The 20549-nt window shown below is 71.5% G+C and carries 18 protein-coding genes and 1 pseudogene; 11 read left to right on the top strand and 8 right to left on the bottom strand.

What is annotated here, in order from left to right:
- Window positions 1-261: 261 nt before the first annotated feature.
- Both ACZ4N4_RS00655 and ACZ4N4_RS00650 read left to right on the top strand, forming a co-directional pair.
- Window positions 262-1848, top strand: a complete 1587-nt coding sequence (locus tag ACZ4N4_RS00655) for a TROVE domain-containing protein (protein WP_467582913.1) — start codon at window positions 262-264, stop codon at window positions 1846-1848.
- A 42-nt stretch (window positions 1849-1890) separates the two neighbouring features.
- Window positions 1891-2454, top strand: a pseudogene (locus ACZ4N4_RS00650) (pyridoxal-phosphate dependent enzyme); the annotation flags it as partial.
- A gap of 63 nt (window positions 2455-2517) precedes the next feature.
- Here the strand turns inward: ACZ4N4_RS00650 and ACZ4N4_RS00645 are convergent.
- The 7 genes from ACZ4N4_RS00645 to ACZ4N4_RS00615 form a co-directional block, all read right to left on the bottom strand.
- Window positions 2518-3711 carry a TerD family protein gene (locus ACZ4N4_RS00645; protein ID WP_467582910.1) on the bottom strand — a complete coding sequence of 398 codons (1194 nt, stop codon included), beginning with the start codon at window positions 3709-3711 and terminating at the stop codon, window positions 2518-2520.
- 105 nt (window positions 3712-3816) lie between these two features.
- Window positions 3817-4806, bottom strand: a complete 990-nt coding sequence (locus ACZ4N4_RS00640) for a zinc-dependent alcohol dehydrogenase family protein (RefSeq protein ID WP_453573965.1) — start codon at window positions 4804-4806, stop codon at window positions 3817-3819.
- Window positions 4803-5648 carry a carbohydrate ABC transporter permease gene (locus ACZ4N4_RS00635; protein WP_467582906.1) on the bottom strand — a complete coding sequence of 282 codons (846 nt, stop codon included), beginning with the start codon at window positions 5646-5648 and terminating at the stop codon, window positions 4803-4805. The genes ACZ4N4_RS00640 and ACZ4N4_RS00635 overlap by 4 nt, the downstream gene beginning before the upstream one ends.
- Window positions 5645-6580 (bottom strand): carbohydrate ABC transporter permease, encoded by a 936-nt coding sequence (locus ACZ4N4_RS00630; protein ID WP_467582903.1) that lies wholly within the window; start codon window positions 6578-6580, stop codon window positions 5645-5647. The genes ACZ4N4_RS00635 and ACZ4N4_RS00630 overlap by 4 nt, the downstream gene beginning before the upstream one ends.
- Window positions 6577-7944: an ABC transporter substrate-binding protein gene (locus tag ACZ4N4_RS00625; protein ID WP_467582900.1), complete on the bottom strand. Its 1368-nt coding sequence runs from the start codon at window positions 7942-7944 to the stop codon at window positions 6577-6579. Before ACZ4N4_RS00625 ends, ACZ4N4_RS00630 begins: the two co-directional genes overlap by 4 nt.
- 88 nt (window positions 7945-8032) lie before the next feature.
- Window positions 8033-8803 carry a DeoR/GlpR family DNA-binding transcription regulator gene (locus ACZ4N4_RS00620; RefSeq protein ID WP_450762975.1) on the bottom strand — a complete coding sequence of 257 codons (771 nt, stop codon included), beginning with the start codon at window positions 8801-8803 and terminating at the stop codon, window positions 8033-8035.
- Window positions 8804-9119: 316 nt separating this feature from the next.
- The gene (locus tag ACZ4N4_RS00615; protein ID WP_453573955.1) at window positions 9120-9944 is read right to left on the bottom strand and encodes an NAD-dependent epimerase/dehydratase family protein; all 825 of its coding nucleotides are present in this window, start codon (window positions 9942-9944) and stop codon (window positions 9120-9122) included.
- A 267-nt stretch (window positions 9945-10211) separates the two neighbouring features.
- Here ACZ4N4_RS00615 and ACZ4N4_RS00610 point away from each other — a divergent pair, with 267 nt between their 5' ends.
- Both ACZ4N4_RS00610 and ACZ4N4_RS00605 read left to right on the top strand, forming a co-directional pair.
- The gene (locus ACZ4N4_RS00610; RefSeq protein WP_467582896.1) at window positions 10212-11153 is read left to right on the top strand and encodes a 5-dehydro-4-deoxyglucarate dehydratase; all 942 of its coding nucleotides are present in this window, start codon (window positions 10212-10214) and stop codon (window positions 11151-11153) included.
- Window positions 11150-12307: a hypothetical protein gene (locus ACZ4N4_RS00605; RefSeq protein WP_467582893.1), complete on the top strand. Its 1158-nt coding sequence runs from the start codon at window positions 11150-11152 to the stop codon at window positions 12305-12307. The genes ACZ4N4_RS00610 and ACZ4N4_RS00605 overlap by 4 nt, the downstream gene beginning before the upstream one ends.
- Here the strand turns inward: ACZ4N4_RS00605 and ACZ4N4_RS00600 are convergent.
- Complete coding sequence (locus ACZ4N4_RS00600; RefSeq protein ID WP_467582890.1) at window positions 12250-13476, bottom strand: MFS transporter; 1227 nt, start codon at window positions 13474-13476, stop codon at window positions 12250-12252. The genes ACZ4N4_RS00605 and ACZ4N4_RS00600 overlap by 58 nt on opposite strands.
- A 164-nt stretch (window positions 13477-13640) precedes the next feature.
- Here ACZ4N4_RS00600 and ACZ4N4_RS00595 point away from each other — a divergent pair, with 164 nt between their 5' ends.
- The 7 genes from ACZ4N4_RS00595 to ACZ4N4_RS00565 all read left to right on the top strand — a co-directional run bounded on the left by ACZ4N4_RS00595 (window position 13641) and on the right by ACZ4N4_RS00565 (window position 20527).
- A complete protein-coding gene (locus tag ACZ4N4_RS00595; protein WP_467582887.1) occupies window positions 13641-14225 on the top strand; it encodes a TIGR03086 family metal-binding protein in 585 nt (194 codons plus the stop codon).
- 117 nt (window positions 14226-14342) lie between these two features.
- The gene (locus ACZ4N4_RS00590) at window positions 14343-15095 is read left to right on the top strand and encodes an MBL fold metallo-hydrolase (protein ID WP_467582884.1); all 753 of its coding nucleotides are present in this window, start codon (window positions 14343-14345) and stop codon (window positions 15093-15095) included.
- Window positions 15096-15300: 205 nt separating this feature from the next.
- Complete coding sequence (locus ACZ4N4_RS00585; RefSeq protein ID WP_467582881.1) at window positions 15301-15957, top strand: GntR family transcriptional regulator; 657 nt, start codon at window positions 15301-15303, stop codon at window positions 15955-15957.
- Window positions 15954-16865: a dihydrodipicolinate synthase family protein gene (locus tag ACZ4N4_RS00580; protein ID WP_467582878.1), complete on the top strand. Its 912-nt coding sequence runs from the start codon at window positions 15954-15956 to the stop codon at window positions 16863-16865. Before ACZ4N4_RS00585 ends, ACZ4N4_RS00580 begins: the two co-directional genes overlap by 4 nt.
- Window positions 16862-18595, top strand: coding sequence for an L-arabinonate dehydratase (gene araD, locus ACZ4N4_RS00575; RefSeq protein WP_467582875.1), 1734 nt, complete (start codon window positions 16862-16864; stop codon window positions 18593-18595). Before ACZ4N4_RS00580 ends, araD begins: the two co-directional genes overlap by 4 nt.
- A 115-nt stretch (window positions 18596-18710) precedes the next feature.
- The gene (locus tag ACZ4N4_RS00570; RefSeq protein ID WP_467582872.1) at window positions 18711-19646 is read left to right on the top strand and encodes a carbohydrate ABC transporter permease; all 936 of its coding nucleotides are present in this window, start codon (window positions 18711-18713) and stop codon (window positions 19644-19646) included.
- Window positions 19643-20527 (top strand): carbohydrate ABC transporter permease, encoded by an 885-nt coding sequence (locus ACZ4N4_RS00565; RefSeq protein WP_453573936.1) that lies wholly within the window; start codon window positions 19643-19645, stop codon window positions 20525-20527. The genes ACZ4N4_RS00570 and ACZ4N4_RS00565 overlap by 4 nt, the downstream gene beginning before the upstream one ends.
- Window positions 20528-20549 lie beyond the last annotated feature (22 nt).

The raw sequence follows: 20549 nt of genomic DNA, 5'->3' as shown, positions 1-20549 counted from the left end.
CTTCATGCACCTCCCGGTGCGTGTGTCACTGAACTCGGGAGGCGCAGCTCATGGAGGGTGCCCGGTGCGCAGGCAGCGGATACTTCAGGGCCCTGGTCCCCGAAAGGGGGTGCGGGTTCGATTCCCGTCGTCGGCTCAGGGCCGATGTGGCGGAAAGGAAGACGCGCCAGGTTAAAAGTCCCGCCGCCGACTCCTGATCTCGGGCACCCACCTCCTGTTGCGCCTCCTCCCAGACTCCAATGAATTCGGGGGGAATTCACCATGGCGCGATTCAACACCAAGGCGGCCCGGGCGCAGCCCACTTCGCGGGTCACCTCGACCGGACGCGTGCTCCGCACCTACCAGGGCGGCCGTGGCCGGGAGCGGGACACGCGGTCCGAGCTCTTCCTGCTCGCCGTCGCCAACTTCGTCTCGCAGGAGACCTTCTACGAGACCGGTGCCGACCGCGACGACCGGTACGCGAAGCTCGTCCGCGAGCTCGCCGTCACCGATCCGGTCTGGACCGCCGGCCTGCTCGGCTGGCTGCGCGGCGAGGGCAACATGCGGACCGCCTCCCTCGTGGGCGCCGCCGAGTACGTGCACGCACGCCTGACCGCGGGCGCCACCGAGGGCCCTTCGAACCGGCAGGTCGTCGCCTCCGTGCTGCAGCGGCCCGACGAGCCCGGCGAACTGCTCGCCTACTGGACGGCGACCTACGGCCGTGCGGTCCCCAAGCCCGTCAAGCGGGGCATCGCCGACGCCGTACGGCGGCTCTACCACGGCCGGTCGCTGCTCAAGTACGACACCGCGGCCAAGGGATACCGCTTCGGCGACATCCTGAACCTGGTGCACGCGGCGCCGGACCCGGACAAGCCATGGCAGGGTGAGCTGTTCCAGTACGCGCTGGACCGGCGGCACCACCCGGACACGGCCGTACCGCCCGCGTCGAGCCCGGTGCTCGCCGCGCACCGCGAGCTGATGGCGCTGCCCGTCGCACGGCGGCGTGCGGTCGTCACCGAGCCCGGTGGCGCCGAGCGGCTCGCGGCGGCGGGGCTGACCTGGGAGGCACTGGCCGGATGGCTCCAGGGCCCGATGGACAGGGCGGCCTGGGAGGCGGTCATCCCGTCCATGGGGGCCATGGCGCTCCTTCGCAACCTGCGGAACTTCGACGAGGCGGGAGTCTGCGACGAGGTCGCCGCCCAGGTCGCGGCCCGGATCAGTGACCCGGCGGAGGTGGCGCGCTCGCGGCAGTTCCCGTTCCGGTACCTCGCCGCGTACCAGCACGCCCCGTCGCTGCGCTGGTCCTTCCCGCTGGAGCGGGCGCTCGGCCACTCGCTGGCCAACGTGCCCGCACTGCCGGGGCGGACGCTGGTGCTGGTCGACCGGTCCGGCTCGATGTGGGGCCCGCTGTCCGACCGCTCGCGGCTCAACCGGGCCGACGCGGCGGCGATCTTCGGTTCGGCGCTCGCGCTGCGGGCGGCGGACGCGGACCTCGTCGAGTTCGGTACCACCAGCAGGCGGCTGACGTTCGGCAAGGGCGAGTCGGTGCTGAAGATCCTCGGTCGCTTCGGCTCGCTGGGCGGTACCGACACGACCTCGGCGATCCGCTCGCACTACCGGGGGCAGGACCGGGTGCTGATCGTCACCGACGAGCAGTACACGTACCACCGGCACGGCGACCCGACCCAGCAGGTCCCGGCCCACATCCCGGTCTACACCTGGAACCTGGCCGGCTACCGGGTCGGCCACGGCCCGTCGGGAGCGGCCAACAGGCACACCTTCGGCGGCCTCTCGGACGCGGCTTTCCGGATGGTGCCGCTGCTGGAGTCCGCCCGGGACGCCGACTGGCCGTGGGCGGCGGCCGCCTGACCGCCGGCCCATGAGCGTGGCCCGCACCTTCACGGGGGGTGCGGGCCACCCTACGCCGTCCCGGCCGGCGCCTCCGACCATCCGCTCGGCGGGCTCGGCTTCGCCAACTGGGCGTACGAGGTCGCCGAGCAGGGGCGGGAGCTGGGCGTCTTCTTCGACACGGTGATCGTCTGCTCGGTGACCGGGTCGACCCAGGCCGGCATGGCCGCCGGGTTCGCCGCGCTGGCGGAGGCCGGTGGGCGCGAGCGCCGGGTCATCGGCATCGACGCCTCGGCCAAGCCCGCCGAGACCCGCGAGCAGGTGGCCCGGATCGCCCGGCGGACCGGACGACTGATCGGTCTCAAGCGTGAGTTGACCGTCGAAGACATCGAGCTGGACGAGCGCTACCACGCGGGCGTCTACGGCATCCCGGACGAGACCACCCTGGAGGCGATGCGGCTCGCCGCCCGCACGGAGGGCGTGGTGACGGACCCGGTGTACGAGGGGAAGTCGATGGCGGGGATGGTGGACCTGGTCGAACGGGGCGAGATCGACCCCGGCTGCACCGTCCTCTACGCCCACCTGGGCGGGCAACCCGCGCTGAACGCCTACAGCGCCCTGTTCTGACGGACCGGAAGAGGCGGTCCCGCGCCCCTCGGAAGGGGCGCGGGGCGTGTCGGTCCACGGCCGCTACAGCGCCTGCGCGCCCGGCTTCACCATGTTCCGGACCGTGCGGGCCTTCACGAACTCGCCCAGTGCCGTCATGTCCCACTCGCCGGAGAACTGGCGGACCAGCTTGGCCATCATCACGCCGGTCTGCGCCTCGGCGTTGGTGAGGTCGAAGCGGACCAGTTCCTCGCCGGTTGCCGCGTCCAGGAGACGGCAGTAGGCCTTGGCGACCTCCGTGAACTTCTGGCCGGAGAAGGAGTTGACGGTGAAGACCAGGCCGGTGACCTCCGGGGGGATCCGGCCGAGGTCGACCACGATCACCTCGTCGTCGCCGCCTCCCTCACCGGTCAGGTTGTCGCCGGAGTGCTTGATCGCGCCGTTGAGGATGGACAGCTTGCCGAAGTAGCAGCTGTCGACGTGGTCGCGCTGCGGGCCGTAGGCGATGACCGAGGCGTCCAGGTCGATGTCCTTGCCGCGGAACGCCGGCTCCCAGCCCAGGCCCATGTGGACCAGGGAGAGCAGCGGGCTGCCGCCCTTGACCAGGGACACGGTCTGGTTCTTCTGGAGGCTGACCCTGCCCTTGTCGAGGTTGATCTTCCCGGCGCCCGGGACGGGCGGAGCGGGCGGCGCGGCGGGCGCGGGCGGGGCCACGACCGGGGGCGCCGTCGGCTGCGGGGCCGTCGGCTGGGGCGCCGTCGGCTGCGGGGCCGGGGCCGCCGCCGGTTCCTCCACCGTCACGCCGAAGTCGGTGGCGATGCCGGCCAGCCCGTTCGCGTACCCCTGGCCGACCGCGCGGGCCTTCCACGCGCCGTTGCGCAGGTAGATCTCGACGACCACCAGGGCCGTCTCGGTGCCCAGCTGTGGCGGCGTGAACGTGCCCAGCACCGAGCCGTCGTCCGCGTTGCGGATCGTCGCCGTCGGCTCGATGCCCTGGAAGGTCTGCCCCGCGGCGTCGGGGCTCGCGGTGACGACGATCTTCTCGATGCCCGGGGGCACGGCGGCCGTGTCGACGGTGATCGCGTCCGGGGACGTACCGCCGCCGGAGCGGTACGTCACACCCGGGCCGTTCGGCTGGTTGTAGAAGATGAAGTCGTCGTCGGAGCGCACCTTGCCGTCGCCGGTGAGCAGCAGGCCCGACACGTCGAGCCGCACCGGGGCGGCGACGTCCACCGCCACCCGGGAGACGGGGAGAGGGATGTTCGAGCCAGGGGTCATAGCTGTCATGCCGCGAGAACGAACGGCATCGCTTTACCGTTCCCTTACCGTCGAGCGGCCCTCGCACCGTCCCCCGATCGGCTCAGGGGACCTTGCGAACCAGGCTCAGGGGACGACGACGATCTTCCGTCCGACCCCCGCCGCGAACTGCTCCAGCGCCTGCGGGTAGCTGTCCAGCGGGAGGCGGTCGCTGATGAAGACCTCGGGGTCCAGGACCCCGTTCGCGAACAGCTCCGCGGCGCGTTCGTAGCTGTGCAGGACGGCCATGGAGCCGGTGATGGTGATCTCCTGGTTGTAGATGCGGTACGGGTCGATCGTCACCCGGGTCGCGTAGTCGGCGACGCCGAACTGGAGGAAGGTGCCGGCCTTCCCCACCCGCTCCAGGCCGTCCTGGATCGCCGCCGCGTTGCCGGTCGCGTCGATCACCACGTCCCAGCCCCGCGGCCGGTCCAGTTCGTCGGCGTTCGCGGCGGACCCGGAGACGCCGAGCGCGCGGGCGGTCTCCAGGCGGGCCGGGTTCAGGTCGACCACGTCGACGCTGGCCGCGCCGGTCCGCTTGGCGAGCTCCAGCATCATCAGGCCCATGGTCCCGGAACCGTAGATGAGGACGTGGGCGCCCAGTCGGGAGTTGAGGACGTCGTAGCCGCGTACCGCGCAGGACAGGGGTTCGACCAGGGCCGCGTCCTGGGTGCGGACGTGCTCGGGGAGCTTCACGCAGTTGGCGACCGGGGCGACCGCGTACTGCGCGGCGCCGCCCGGCACGGTCACGCCGATCGCGGCCCAGCGTTCGCAGAGGTTGTTGTGGCCGTCCCGGCAGTAGCGGCACTCGTGGCAGTACAGGGACGGGTCGACCGCGACCTGGTCGCCGATCGCCACCTCGGTCACCTGGGAGCCGACGCCGACCACCTCGCCGGCGAACTCGTGGCCCGGCACGATCGGCAGCTTGGGCGCGAACTCGCCCTGGAGGATGTGCAGATCGGTTCCGCACAGGCCGCAGGCGGCCACTTCCACCACGACCTCACGGGGGCCAGGTGTCGGGTCGGGAACCTCGGTGACGACGGCACGGCCCACGGACTCGATGACGGCGGCCTTCATTTCACGGCTCCCAACGACAGGCCCTGGACCAGCTTGTCCTGGGCGGCGAACCCCGCGGCGAGCACCGGCAGGGAGACGACGAGCGACGCGGCGCACACCTTGGCCAGGAACAGGCCCTGGCTGGTGATGAAGCCGGTCAGGAAGACGGGGGCGGTCTCGGCGACCACGCCCGTCAGGACTCGGGCGAAGAGAAGTTCGTTCCAGCTGAAGATGAAGCAGATCAGGGAGGTGGCGGCGATGCCGGGCAGGGCGATCGGGGCGACCACGCGCGCGAGGATCGTCGGCAGACGGGCGCCGTCGATCTGCGCGGCCTCGATCACCGCGACCGGGACCTCGGCGAGGAACGACTGCATCATCCACACCGCGATCGGCAGGTTCATGGAGGTGTAGAGGATGACCAGGAACCAGATGTTGTCCAGCATCCCGGTGTTCTTCGCGAACAGGTAGATCGGCAGCAGGCCGGCCACCACCGGAAGCATCTTGGTGGAGAGGAAGAAGAACAGGACGTCCGTCCACTTCTTGACCCGCCGGATCGACAGCGCGTAGGCCGCCGGGAAGGCCAGGACGAGGACGAAGAGGGTGGAGACGATCGAGGCGACCGCCGAGTTGATCAGGGCCGGCCAGGGGCTCGCGCCGCCGCCTGCCCCGAAGAACTCGCGGTAGCCGTCCAGGGTGAGGGCGGCGCCGAAGGAGGGCGGGTTGGTCGCCGCGTCCGCCTCGGAGTGGAAGGACGTCAGCGCCATCCAGGCGATGGGGAAGAAGAAGACGATGCCGACCAGCCAGGCCACCAGCCCGACGCTGCGGCCCCGGTGCTTCCTGACGTGCAGGGCGAGGCTGCTCATGCGCGGGACGCCTCCTCTCGGAACAGGGACGACACCACGCGCAGGGCGAAGGTCGCGATGATGATCGAGCCGATGACGACCAGGACGCCGGCGGCCGAGGCGAGGCCGTTCTCGTGGGCCTGGTAGAAGCTCTGGTACACGGTGTAGGGAAGGTTGGCGGTGCCCAGGCCGCCGGACGTGATCGTGAAGACCGCGTCGAAGTTCTGGACGATGTAGATGCTGCCCAGCAGGGCGCCGAGTTCGAGATAGCGGCGCAGGTGCGGGAGCGTGAGATAGCGGAAGACCTGCCAGTCGCTCGCGCCGTCCACCCGGGCGGCCTCGATCTGCTCGGGGTCACGGCTCTGCAGCCCGGCGAGCAGGATCAGCATCATGAACGGCGTCCACTGCCACACCAGGGCGGCCTCGACCGCCAGCAGCGGGGTGCTGGAGATCCAGTCGGGCTGCGGTCCGCCGACGTAGTACAACAGGCCGTTGAGCAGCCCGTATTCGGGGTTGTAGAGGACGTGTTTCCAGAGCAGTGCGGCGGCCACCGGGACCACCAGGAAGGGGGCGATCAGCAGGGTGCGGACCACGCCCCGGCCGCGGAACCTGTTGTTCAGGAGCAGCGCCAGTGCGAGGCCGAGGACCAGGCTGACCAGCACCACCGTGACGGTGAGGAGCACGGTGGTCCACACCGAGTGGCGCAGGTCGGCGTCGGTCAGGACCTGGCGGTAGTTGTCGACGCCGGCGAAGTGGCGGGCCTTCGGGTAGAGGGCGTTCCAGTCGAAGAAGGAGATGACCACCGTGGCCACGAACGGCAGCTGGGTCACGACGATCATGAAGACCAGGGCCGGCAGGAGAGGGGCCCGGGTGGCCCAGGCGCGCAGCCGGGCGGAGGGCGGCCGCGTGGCGTGTACGGGTGTCGCTGCGTAGGGGGCTGTCGTCGCGGTCATCGTCCCTCGTACTCCTTGGAGATCTTCTCGGCCAGCTGCTGGGACTTCTTCAGGGCCGAGTCGACGGACTGACGTCCGGCGATGGCCGAACTGATCTCCTGGGAGACCTTGGTGCCGAGATCGGTGAACTCGGGGATGTCGACGAACTGGATGCCGGGCGCGGGGCGCGGCTGGACGCCGGGGTCGTTCGGGCGGGCGCTCTCGATGGCCTCCTTGGTCATCTCCTGGAACGCGGCGGCCGACTTGACGTAGTCCGGGTTCGTATAGGTCGACGCGCGCTTGCCCGCCGGGACGTTGGACCAGCCGCTGGTCTGTCCGACCAGTTCCTCGTACTGCTTGCTGGACGCCCAGGACACGAACTTCCAGGCCTTGTCCGGGTTGCGCGAGGCCTTCTGGATGCCCCAGGCCCAGGTGTAGAGCCAGCCGGCGGACTTGGTCTGCTCGACGGGCGCGGGGGCGTAGCCGAGCTTGCCCTTGACCGGGGAGCCGTTCGCTTCCAGGAGGCCGGCCGCGGAGGTGGCGTCGTACCACATGGCGACCTTGCCCTGGGTCATGTTGTTGAGGCACTCGGCGAAGCCGGACTGCGGGGCGCCGGACTCGCCGTGCTTGCGGACGAGGTCGACATAGAAATTCGTCGCCTTCTCGAAGCCGGGCCCGGTCAGCTGGGCCTTCCAGTCCTTGTCGAACCAGGTGCCCCCGTAGGTGTTCACGACCGTGGTCAGCGGCGCCATCAGCTCGCCCCAACCGGGCAGGCCGCGCAGGCAGATGCCGCGCATGCCGGACTGCGCGCCGTCCGCCTTGGCGGCCAGGTCGGCGACCTGCTGCCAGGTGGGGTGCGCGGGCATCGTCAGGCCCTTCGCCGCGAACACGTCCTTGCGGTACATCAGGAAGGACGACTCGCCGTAGAAGGGCTCGCCGTAGAGCTTGCCGTCGTCGGCGGTCAGGGACTCGCGCATCGGCTGGAGGATGTCCTGCTGGTCGAAGCCCGGGTCCTTCGCGACGTAGGAGTTCATCTCGTGCAGCCAGCCGTTGCGGGCGTAGATCGGTATCTCGTAGTTGGACAGGGTGGCCACGTCGTACTGGCCGGCCTGGTTGGCGAAGTCCTGGCTGATCTTGTCGCGGACGTCGTTCTCGGGCAGGACGGTGAAGTTGACCTTGATGCCGGTCTCCTTGGTGAAGCGTGGGGCGAGCTTCTGGAGTTCCGTCATCTGGGGGTTGTTCACCATCAGCACGTTGATCGAATCGCCGCCTGAACCGGACCCGCCCGCACCGACCCAGCAGCCGGAGAGCAGCGGGGCGAGCAGCGTCCCTGCGGCGGCCATGGCGAGTGTGACTCGCGGCCTCCGTCGGCTCGGGGTTCGCATGGATCGCTCCTGGAGGAATCGTGATATATGGGGCACTGCGGGGTGTGGAAGAGCCCTTCAGGAAGGGCGTGGGTGTGTCGTCGGTGTGTCAGACCCGGATGACCTGCGGGCCCAGCAGGGCGTAGCGGTGGGCCTCGGCGGCCGGAAGAAGGGTGCTCGTCACGATCGCCTCCAGGGCGCCGACCTCGGCGAAGCGGCAGAAGCTGACGGCTCCGAACTTGGTGTGCACGCCCGCGAAGACCGTCCGGCGGGCGGCGCGCACGGCCTGCGCCTTGACCTCGCTGACGGCGGGGTCCGGAGTGGTGAGGCCGTGCTCCCGCGAGATGCCGTTGGCTCCAATGTAGGCGAGGTCGAGGACGAAACCGGCGAGCATCTTCGTCGTCCAGTGGTCGACGGTCGCCAGCGTGCCGGCCCGTACCCGTCCGCCGAGCAGCAGTACCGACATGTTCTCGGTCTCGGCGAGCGCGCCCGCGACCGGCAGCGACGCGGTGACCACGGTCAGTGGCCGGTCCGTCGGCAGTGCCTCGGCGATGAGCTGCGGGGTGAAGCCCTCGTCGACGAAGACGGTCTCGGCGTCGCCCAGCAGCTCGGCGGCGGCCGACGCGATCCGCCGCTTCTCCGGGACGTGGCTGGTCGAACGGAAGGCGAGCGTGGTCTCGAAACCGGCGCTCTCGACGGGATACGCGCCCCCGTGGGTACGGCGGACCAGGCCGTGGTCCTCCAGGGCGCGCAGGTCCCGCCGGATGGTCTCCTTGGCCACGCCGAGGGTGGTGGCGAGGGCGGTGACGTCGACCGAGCCGGTGACGCGCGCGGCCCGCACGATCTCGCGCTGGCGTTCTTCCGCCGTCCTCGTGCTCATCTCGTCACCCACTTCCTTGTGGAGCTGCGTGGAGCTGCCCGTTCGGGCCATGCAGCAAGTTCTACAGCGGGTGTGCGAGGCTGACCAGGTCTGTTGCGGGCCCGATACTGCCCGGGTGTGTCCGTTTGCCGGTCACGGTGCCCGCCTCGGACCTGCGCGGCTGCCGGGTGCGGGGTGGGAGCGGGCAGCCGGGATGCCCGAACGCGGCGGCGGGCGGGCCCGTTCGGTGCCCGCCCGCCGCCGTGGACGATCGTTTTCCGCCGCCCGCGTGCTGCCGTGTCCGGTTGTCTTCCGCCGTCTCGCGTCTCGTTCGGGTTCAGTACGGCCAGATGGGCGGGTCGTTGACGAAGCGGCCGCCCAGGTGGGTGTGGGCCGGGTTCTCCGGGTCCAGCTCGCCGTGCTCGGCGATCAGCTTCTCCGCGAACCGCTCCGAGTCGTCCTGCGGCTCGTAGCCGAGCGCCCGGGCGCCGGTCAGGTCCCACCACAGGCGGGTGTTGGCGGAGGAGCCGTAGACGACGGTGTGGCCGACCTCCTCGGCGGTCAGGGCCGCGTGGAAGAGGCGGGCGCCGTCGGCGGGGCTCATCCACACCGAGAGCATGCGCACGTCGGCCGGCTCGGCGAAGCAGGAGCCGATGCGTACGGAGACGGTCTCCAGGCCGTGCCGGTCCCAGTAGAGCTGGGCGAGGTCCTCGCCGAAGGACTTGGACAGGCCGTAGAAGGTGTCCGGGCGGCGGGGGGTGTCGACCGGGATGAGCGCCCTCGAGCCGAGTGGTGTGTCCGTGCTCGGGGCCGGGGTGTAGCCGACGGCGTGGTTGGAGGAGGCGAAGACGATCCGTGGCACGCCGGCCTCGCGGGCGGCCTCGTAGAGGTGGTACGTGCCCTCGATGTTCGAGCGGAGGATCTTCTCGAAGGGTGCCTCCAAGGAGATCCCCGCGAGATGGAGGACCGCGTCCACGCCCCGCACCGCTTCCCGCAGCGCGTCCTGGTCGCCGAGGTCGGCGGTGATCGCGTCGGGCTCCCCGTCGATCGGGCGGACGTCGAAGAGGCGCAGCTCGTAGCCGTACTCCGGAAGCAGGGTCCGCATCAGGGTGCCGAGCCCGCCTGCGGCGCCGGTGAGCAGTAGCGTGCGGGGAGTGGGCATCCAAGGTCTCCTTGGTCGGCGTCCTCTGGGCGATCCAGCGGTCTCATCCATGTATGGCATTCACATGCGTGGACACGCTAGGGAGATGCGCCGCACCTCGTCAAGTGTGCCGTGGAGTGCGGGAATCCGCTCGGATGTTGGTCGTTTGTGTCCTTGACCGACCCGGAGGGCGCCTCGTAACGTGGTCGCGTTCATGAATATGGACACTGATCAGACATATGCATCAAGGCACGTGCATCAAGACACATGCATCAACAGGGAGCGCCCGTGACGCCAGCCCCTCTCGCCGCGCGGCTCCGTGACCCGCGCGGGCCGCTCTTCTTCCCCGTCACGGCCTACGACCCCGACGGCTCCCTCGACCTCGACGCCTACCGCGAGCATGTGCGCCGGGGCGTCGAGGCCGGTGCCGCGGCCGTGTTCGCCTGCTGCGGCACCGGGGAGTTCCACGCGCTGCTGCCCGAGGAGTTCGAGGCCTGTGTGGGCGCGGCCGTGGCGGCCACCGAGGGCCGGGTACCGGTGATCGCCGGTGCCGGCTACGGCACCGCGCTCGCCGTGCGCTACGCGCGTCTCGCCGCGGCCGCGGGCGCCGACGGCCTGCTCGCCATGCCGCCCTACCTGGTGGTCGCCGGTCAGGAGGGCCTGCTGCGGCACTACCGGGAGGTGGCCGCGGCGACCGATCTCCCGGTGATCGTCTACCAGCGGGACAACGCGGTGTTCACCCCGCCCACGGTCGTCGAACTCGCCCGCACCGAAGGCATCATGGGCTTCAAGGACGGCCTCGGAGACCTGGACCTGATGCAGCGCATCGTCAGCGCCGTGCGCACCGAGGTCCCCGGCGACTTCCTCTACTTCAACGGCCTGCCCACCGCCGAACAGACCCAGCTCGCCTACCAGGCCATCGGCATCACCCTCTACTCCTCGGCCGTCTTCTGCTTCGTCCCCGAGATCGCCCTCGCCTTCCACGCCGCCCTGCGCGAGGGGGACCGGCCGACGGTGGAGCGCCTGCTGGACGGCTTCTACCGCCCGTTCGTCGAACTCCGCGCCCAGGGCCGGGGCTACGCCGTCTCCCTGGTCAAGGCGGGCGTACGGCTGCGCGGTCTGGACGTCGGCGAGGTGCGGCCCCCGCTGCACGAGCCGGGCGAGGACCATGTGAAGCAACTCGCCCAACTGATCGAGCGCGGGTACGCCCTGCTGGAGGAGGACCGGTGAAGGCGTCGGCGTTCGTCTACCCCTGGGACGTGAACGGGGACCCCGGGGCCCCGGAGCGGATCGCCGCGCTCGGCGTGGACCAGGTGACCCTCGCCTCGGCCTACCACTCGACCCGCGCGCTGACCCCCCGGCACCCGCGCCACCGCATCGTCACCGCCGAGTACGCGGCCGTCTACTACCCGGCGGGCGACCGCTGGGCGGGCCGCGGGCTCCGCCCCCACCAGGCGGGCGACTGGGCCCCCGGCGACGCGTACGGAGAAGCCGCCGAAGCCCTGGCCGGCGCCGGCCTCGAGGTCCACACCTGGGTGATCCTCGCCCACAGTTCCCGCCTGGGCGCCGAGCACCCGGAGACCTCGGTCGTCAACGCCTACGGCGACCGCTACCCCTGGGCCCCCTGCATCGCCCAGCCCGCCACGCGCGCGTACCTGACCGACCTGGCCGCCGAGGCCGCCGTCCGCCCGGGTGCGGCCGGCACCGAGCTGGAGTCCCTCGGCTGGTACGGCCTCCCGCATCTGCACGCCCACGACAAGACCGGGGGTGTCGCCCTCGGCGACGCCGGCCAGTACCTGATGGCGCTGTGCTTCTGCCCGGCCTGCCGGGCCGGGTACGGCGAACAGGGCCTGGACGCCGACGAGCTGGCCACCGCCGTACGGGAGGCCCTGGAGCCGCTGTGGCGGGGCGCGGCGGACGACGGCGGATGGCCGACGGTCGAGAAGCTGCTCGGCGAACCGGTGGCGGCGGCCACCCGCGCGTGGCGCGACGGACGGGCCCGCACGCTGCAGGAGGCGGCCGTGGCCGCGGTGCGCGCGGCGGCCCCCGAGGGCTTCCAGGTGCTGCTGCACGCCGACCCGGTGGCCTACCACTGCGGCGCCAACGCGGGCGTGGACCCCGCGCACGTGCTGTCGGTCGCGGACGGCGTGGTGGTCCCCTGCGCGGGCGGTACGGCCCTGCTGGCGCCCTTCGCGGAGCACGCGCGCCAGGACACGGTCCTGGCCGCCAACTTCACGGTCGTCTCCGGGATGGGCGGCAGCCCCGGCACCCTGGCGGCCGACGCGGCCCGGGCACGTGACCTGGGCGCGACCGGACTGCGGCTGTATCACGCCGGGTTGGCGTCCGACGGCGACCTGGCGGCGGTGCGGGAGGCGCTGCGCTGAGCCAGTGACCCGGCGGTGGCCAGCAGCGCACCGCCGAGGACCACCAACAGCAGCCGGTGGTCGACGAGTTCGACCAGGGCGGCCCCGACGGCCAGACCGACCACGTTCGGCGTGAACATCAGCGTGTCGGCGGTCGCGGTGGCCCGCCCCAGTGCCGCGGCCGGGATCTCGCGTTGTACGGCGGTGTAGGCGGCGATCAGCACACAGGGCAGCCCCAGCCCGCCCGCCGCACTGCACGCCAGCACCACCGCGTCGTACGGCACCGCCCGCGCGGCCACCGCGACCCCCGTCAGCGCGATGCCGTACGCCGCGAACCGGCGCTCGCCGAGCCGTCGCAGGGCGGGCCCGGAGACCAGCCCGACGGCGACCGAGCCGGCGCCCTGGACGGCGTACATCACGCCCGTGTAGGCGGGGGAGCGGCCGAGGGCGTCCACCACCGCGTAGTTCAGGCTGCTGCCGAGCGAGGCGAGGCACATCGTGGCGCCGCCGGCCCGCACCAGCGGACGCAGGGCCGGGTGCCCCCACAGCAGCCGGACGCCCTCGGCGGTCTGCCGCCGCCAGTTCCCGGTGGCCGGCCGCGGGCGTTCCTCGCGCACCCGGAGCAGTGCGCACACCCCCGCCGCCAGCACGAAGCTGCCGGCGTCCAGCAGTGCCACGCTCGGCCCGCCGTACGCCGTGTACAGCGCGGCGCCGGTCAGCGGGGCGACCAGTTTCATGCCCTCGCGCGCGGTCGTCCGCAGCCCGTTGAAGTCACCGAGGAGGGCCGGGTCGACGGCGGCGGCGACCAGGGCGGAGTTGGCCGCGTCCTCGACGACGCCTGCCGCGCCGTACAGGACGAGGACGGTGAAGAGGAGCCAGACGGAGCCGGGCGAGTCGACCGTCCAGAGGGGGAGCAGGAGGACGGCGAGGGCGAGGTTCAGGCGGACGAGCAGGGGCTTGCGGCGGACGCGGTCGGCGAAGGTGCCGAGGGCGGGGCCGAGCAGGGTGGGGGCCCACAGCGCGGCGGTGCACAGGGCGGCGAGGCCGTCGGAGCCGGTGAGGTCCTTCACCCAGACGCCCGACACCAGCCAGAGCGCGGAGCTGCCGAAACCGGACACCACGACGCCGGCGAGATAGAGGCCGGCATTGCGGTCGCGGAGCAGGCGGGTCACGGTCCACGAGGTGGTCATGCCTGGTCATCGTGGGCCTAAGGCGGGGGCGCGGGGATCGGGCAGGTGCCTTAGAAGGACCGCGACCGTGCGCGCACTTCCGGCGGGCATGGCGATGAGTTCCGGGGCCCGTCGAGGTCTACCCCCCGAAGGAGAGTTCCAGCACGGCTTGGGAGGCGGCACGAATGACCGGCACCACCATGATCGACCTCGGCCCGCAGACGAGGATCGTCGCGATGCTCGCGCAGGGGGTGACGGACGAGCAGCTCACGGCGTCGACCCCGTGTCCGGATTATGTGGTCCGCCACCTCCTGGCCCATGTGGCGGGGCTGTCCGTGGCCTTCCGGGACGCGGCCCACAAGACTCTGGGGACCACGACCGACCACCGTCCCGACGGCACCCTGCCGGAACTCGGCCCCGGATGGCGGCAGGAACTGCCCGAGGCGCTCGACGCCCTGGCACGGGCCTGGCGGGAGCCGTCAGCGTGGGGCGGGACGACCCGGGCGGGCGGGATCGACCTGCCGGGGGAGGTGGCCGCGGCGGTCGCCGCCGACGAACTGGTCATCCACGGCTGGGACCTGGCCCGGGCCACCGGCCAGGAGTACGTCCCGGACCCGGTGGCGCTGGAAGCGGCGTACGGCTTTCTGCGGGCGGCGGCGGAGATGGCCGACCGGGGCCCCTTCGGCCCGCTGGTGCCGGTGCCGGAGAACGCGCCGCTGCTGGAACGGGCGATCGGGCTGAGCGGCCGTGATCCGGGCTGGAAGCCGTAAGAGGACCGGGCTGAGCGGCCGTGATCCGGGCTGGAAGCCGTAAGAGGGCCGGGCCGTAAGCCGTAGAGCGACTCGAACGGTGAGCGGGCGGGGACCCGGATCCGTACTCTCCTCGCCATGGCACTGAGCCTCACCGTCCTCGGCACGGCCTCTCCGCACCCCCGGCCCGGCCGCCCCTGCTCCGGCTATCTGCTGCGGGGCGGGGGCGCCGAGGTATGGGTGGACGCGGGGACCGGCACCTTCGCGGAATTGCAGCGGCACACGGATCCGGCCCGGCTCGCGGCGATCTGGATCTCGCACCTGCACGCGGACCACAGCGCGGATCTGCTGGCCGCCGCGTACGCGTACGCCTTCGGCGGCATGACACCGGCCGCGCCGATACCGGTGTACGCGCCGCAGGCCTGCGCGCAACGGCTGGCGGGCTTCTTCGGCCGGCCGGACGTGGGCTTCCTGGCCGGGGTGTTCGACTTCCGGCCGCTGTACGACGGGCACATGGTCCGGCACTGGAACCTGCGGCTCGCCGCCCGGGCGGTGGCCCACGACGTCGAGGCCTACGGGCTGCGCGCCGAATGCCAGGGGAGCGTACTGGCGTACTCCGGGGACAGCGGTCCCTGCGACGCGCTGACCGAGCTGGCCACCCGCGCGGACGTCTTCCTGTGCGAGGCCGACCTCGACGAGCATCGCGATGGCGAACGGGTACATCTCACGCCGGAGGACGCGGGGCGGATCGCCCGGGACGCCGGGGTGCGGGAGCTGCTGGTGACCCATGTGGGGCCGACGCTGACCAGGGAGATGGCGGCGGCCCGGGCGGGGGCGGTGGCGGGACGGCCCACCGGCGTGGCACGGGAGGGCGAGGCCCGGGGTCTCTGAATCCGCCGGACCCCCGGCAGAACACCGGATCCAGGCGGGCCTCGGCGCCCGGCGGAGCACCTTTGTCAGAAGCATTGACGAAACACGGCCGTCCTCCTACCTTCATCCGCGTCGTACTTCGTACGTCATATATGAGACGCGATATGCGAGATCAGATACGTCAGACCGGCTCGCCTGAGCCGGTACGTGACCCCGAGAGGCGCGCATGACCTCTGTGCCCATGCCGATTCCGTCCCGGACGCAGTACGTGCTGGACGCGATCAAGCACCGCATCCTCACCGGGCAGCTGACGCCCGGTCAGGCCCTGGTGGAGACCGAACTGGCCGCGCAGTTCGGGGTGTCCAAGACCCCCGTCCGGGAGGCCCTCAAGACCCTCGCCGGGACCGGGCTGGTCGTGATGAACCAGTACAAGGGCGTCACGGTGCGCATGGTGGACGCGGACATGGCACGCGAGGTCTACGACGTACGGCTCCTGCTCGAACCCGAGGCGCTCCGGCGGGCCGTCAGAGCAGGCGCCTCCCTCGACGCCGCCCGGGACGCGCTCACCCGGGCCGACGACGCGACCGACACCGCAGAACGCTCCCTCGCCAACCGGGACTTCCACCGCGCCCTCTACCTCCCGTGCGGCAACCCGCTGCTCGGCCGGATGCTCGACGAGGTCCGCGACCAGGCCGCCCTCGTCTCCGCCGTCGCCTGGGCCGCTTCCCCCTCATGGGAACAGGAGGCCGGTGAGCACCGCGAGATCCTGCGGCTGGCTCTGGCGGGCGACGCCGAAGGCGCCGCCGGTGCCCTGCACGCCCACATCGCGTCCTTCGTCGAGCGTGCGTACCCCGAAGCCCGGGCCGAGGAAGGACAGGAATGAGCAGCGTGGCGTTCGAGACCCAACGGGCGGCCCTGGCCGACGTCGTGGCCATCCCGGTGACCCCCTTCGCCGCGGACGGCAGCGTCGACCGGGCCGCCCACCGGGCCCTGCTGCGCCGCCTCCTCGACGGCGGTATCCGCACCCTCACCCCCAACGGAAACACCGGCGAGTTCTACGCCCTCACCCCCGAGGAGCGGCGGCTCGTCACCGAGCTGACCGTCGACGAAGCCGGGGAGCGGGCCATGGTCCTCGTCGGTGTGGGACACGACGTGCCGACCGCCGTGGCCTCCGCCCGGCACGCCCGGGAGTGCGGCGTCCGGATGGTCATGGTCCATCAGCCCGTCCACCCGTACGTCTCGCAGGGCGGCTGGGTCGACTACCACCGCGCCATCGCCGAGGCCGTGCCCGAGCTGGGCGTCGTCCCCTACCTGCGCAACGCCCAGCTCCCCGGCGCCCGCCTCGCCGAACTCGCCGACGCCTGCCCCAACGTGATCGGCGTCAAGTACGCGGTCCCCGACGCCGCCAGGTTCGCCGCGTTCGCCCGCGACGCCGGTCTCGACCGCTTCGTCTGGGTCGCCGGGCTCGCCGAGCCCTACGCGCCCTCCTACTTCTCGGCCGGCGCCACCGGCTTCACCTCCGGTCTGGTGAACGTCGCCCCGGCCGTTTCGCTGAACATGATCGAAGCGCTTCGATCCGGCGACTATCCGGCCGCCATGAAGGTCTGGGAACAGATCCGCCGCTTCGAGGAACTCCGCGCGGCCCACGGCTCCGCCGACAACGTCACCGTCGTCAAGGAGGCCCTCGCCTCCCTCGGCCTGTGCCGCCGCGACGTCCGCCCGCCCAGCAGGCAGCTGCCCGAGGAAGAGCGCGCCGAGGTCGCCGCCATCGCCTCCGGATGGTCCATATGAACGCGCCCCGCAAGCGGCCCGAGGAACTCCGCAGCCACCAGTGGTACGGCACCGAGGGCCTGCGCTCCTTCAGTCACCGCGCCCGCACCCGCCAGCTCGGCTACCTTCCCGAGGAGCACCTCGGCAAGCCGGTCATCGCGATCCTCAACACCTGGTCGGACATCAACCCCTGTCATGTGCACCTCCGCGACCGGGCGCAGGCGGTCAAGCGGGGCGTGTGGCAGGCCGGCGGATTCCCGCTGGAGTTCCCGGTCGCCACGCTCTCCGAGACCTTCCAGAAGCCGACCCCGATGCTCTACCGCAACCTCCTCGCCATGGAGACCGAGGAACTGCTGCGGTCGTACCCGGTCGACGGGGCCGTGCTCATGGGCGGCTGCGACAAGTCCACCCCCGCCCTCCTCATGGGCGCCGCCTCCGTCGACCTGCCGGCCGTCTTCGTGCCCGCCGGCCCGATGCTCCCCGGCCACTGGCGGGGCGAGGTCCTCGGCTCCGGCACCGACATGTGGAAGTACTGGGACGACAAGCGCGCCGGTCTGATCGGCGACTGCGAGATGCAAGAGCTGGAGAGCGGGCTGGCCCGCTCGCCCGGTCACTGCATGACCATGGGGACGGCCTCCACCCTGACCGCCGCCGCCGAGGCCCTCGGCGTGACCGTCCCGGGCGCGTCCAGCATCCCGGCCGTCGACTCGGGGCACGACCGGATGGCCGCCGGGGCGGGGATGCGGATCGTCGAACTCGTCCACCGGGACCGGCGGCTCTCCGGCATCCTCACCGAAGAGGCGTTCGCGGACGCCGTCACCACCGTCCTCGGCCTCGGCGGCTCCACCAACGCCGTCATCCACCTCATCGCCATGGCGGGACGGGCGGGCGTGCGGCTCACCCTGGACGACTTCGACCGCATCGCCCGCACCGTGCCCGTCCTCGCCAACGTCCGCCCCGGCGGCCGGAAGTACCTCATGGAGGACTTCCACTTCGCGGGCGGCCTCCCGGGCTTCCTCTCCCGCATCCCCGACCTGCTCCACCTCGACCGCCCGACGGTCTCCCACGACACCTACCGCGAGCAGCTCGCCGGCGCCCGGGTGCACGACGACGACGTCATCCGGCCCCGTGACAACCCGGTGGCCGCCGAGGGCGGAGTCGCCGTGCTGCGCGGCAACCTCTGCCCGGACGGCGCCGTCATCAAGCACATCGCCGCCGACCCGCGGCTCCTCAAGCACACCGGGCCCGCCGTCGTCTTCGACGACTACCGGACCATGCAGCGCACCATCGACGACCCCGCCCTCGGCATCACCGCCGACAGCGTGCTGGTGCTGCGCAACGCCGGGCCCAAGGGCGGCCCCGGCATGCCCGAGTACGGCATGCTGCCCATCCCCGACCACCTGCTGAAGCAGGGCGTGCGGGACATGGTGCGGATCTCCGACGCCCGGATGAGCGGGACGAGTTACGGCGCCTGTGTGCTGCACGTGGCACCGGAGTCGTACGTCGGCGGCCCGCTGGCGCTCGTCCGCACCGGCGACTCCATCACCCTCGACGTCGAGGCCCGCACGCTCCGACTCGACGTGGACGACGCGGAGCTGGCGCGACGCCGGGCCGCGTGGACGCCGCCGCCGGTGCGCCACCGGCGCGGCTACGGCGCCCTCTACGACCAGCAGATCACCCAGGCCGACACCGGCTGCGACTTCGAGTTCCTGGCCCGGCCGGGCGAGGTCCCGGACCCGTACGCGGGCTGACCGCACCACCCACAACCGCCACAACCGCCCCTGATGATCGTCGAAGCGCTTCAACCGCGTCCATCTAGCAAGCGCTTCCTGCACCCGCTGTAACCAGAGCGAACGGAGAACAGTCATGGCCCAAGCCGCAGCCGTGGCGAAACCGCCCGCGCCACCCCGGCGGCGCCGTGCCTCCGCGACGCCGCGCAGGCTGCCGTATCTGCTGATCGCCCCGGCGGCCCTGCTGATGCTGGGCTTCATCGCCTACCCGGTGCTCAGCGTCTTCTACTACAGCCTGCAGAACTACAACCCGACCAAGCCCTGGCGGAACGGCTTCGCGGGCCTCGGCAACTTCACCCAGGCCTTCGCGCACGACCCGCAGTTCTGGTCCACGCTGGCCTTCAGCGCCAAGTGGGTCGTGGTGGAAGTCGGGTTGCAGCTGCTGTTCGGTCTGGCGCTGGCGCTCATCGTCAACCAGACGTTCGTCGGCCGGGCGCTCGGCCGGGCGCTGGTCTTCTCGCCCTGGGCCGTCTCCGGCGTGCTGACCTCCGCGATCTGGGTGCTGCTCTACAACTCCCAGACGGGCGTCACCCGTTACCTCGCCGACGCGGGCATCGGGTCGTACGGCACCAGCTGGCTCTCCGACACCTCGACGGTGTTCCCGGCGGCCGTCGTCGCCGACCTGTGGCGCGGCGTCCCCTTCTTCGCGATCCTCATCCTCGCCGACCTCCAGTCCGTCTCCAAGGACCTGTACGAGGCCGCCGAGGTCGACGGGGCCGGCCGGATCAAGCAGTTCTGGCACATCAGCTTGCCGCATCTCAAGGACGCCATCGTGCTTTCCACCCTGCTGCGCGCGGTGTGGGAGTTCAACAACGTCGACCTGCTCTACACCCTGACGGGAGGCGGCCCGGCGGGGGAGACGACGACCCTTCCCCTCTACATCGCCAACACCAGCGTCGACGCCCACAACTTCGGCTACGCCTCCGCGCTGACCACGGTGGCGTTCGTGATCCTGCTCTTCTGCTCGGTGGTCTATCTGCGGCTGAGCAAGTTCGGAGGCGACGCCAAGTGATCACCGAGATCGCCCCCGAGACCGAACCCGTCGTGTCCGCACCCGCCCGGCCGGGCAAGCAGCGCCGCGCCTGGGACGAGGCCCCCCGCTGGCAGATCTACCTCCCCCTCGGGATCTACCTCGTCTTCACCCTCGTCCCCTTCTACTGGATCCTGCTCTTCGCCCTGCGCCCGGCCGGCTCCACCTCCCTGGTGCCCTGGCCGGTCACCTTCGAGCACTTCCGGAAGGTGTGGACCGAGCGCAGCTTCGCCACCTACTTCACCAACAGCGTCTACGTCGGCGTCGCCACCCTGCTGCTGACCACGGTCGTCGCGCTGGCCGGCGGCTACGCCCTGGCCCGCTTCGACTTCCGGCTCAAGCGCGGCTTCATGCTGGCGCTGCTCTGCTCCCAGTTCGTGCCCGGCGCACTGCTCCTGGTGCCGCTCTTCCAGATCTTCGCCAGGCTCCAGATGATCAACTCGCTCGGCAGCGTCGTCATCGCCGAGACCGTCTTCCAGCTGCCGCTGTCGATGATCCTGATCAGCGGCTTCATCAGGAACGTGCCGTACTCCCTGGAGGAGGCCGCCTGGGTCGACGGCTGCGACCGGCTCACCGCCTTCCGGATCGTCGTCCTGCCGCTGCTGCGGCCGGGGCTGATCGCGGTCGGCTCCTTCGCCTTCGTGCACGCCTGGAACCACTTCCTGTTCGCCCTGATGTTCCTCTCCGACCAGAGCAAGCAGACCATCCCGGTCGGCCTCAACACCCTGATGAGCGCCGACAGCGTCGACCTGGGCGCGCTGGCCGCGGGCGGGATCATCGCCGCCGTACCGGTGGTGATCGTCTTCGCCTTCATCCAGAAGTGGCTGATCACCGGCTTCGGCGCGGGGGCGGTGAAGGGATGAGACAGCACACGGGCCGACCGGG

The sequence above is a fragment of the Streptomyces sp. NPDC026538 genome, assembly GCF_055567535.1.
The sequence above is the reverse complement of the archived record's forward strand: the minus strand, read 5'-3'. Positions and strand labels throughout refer to the sequence as shown.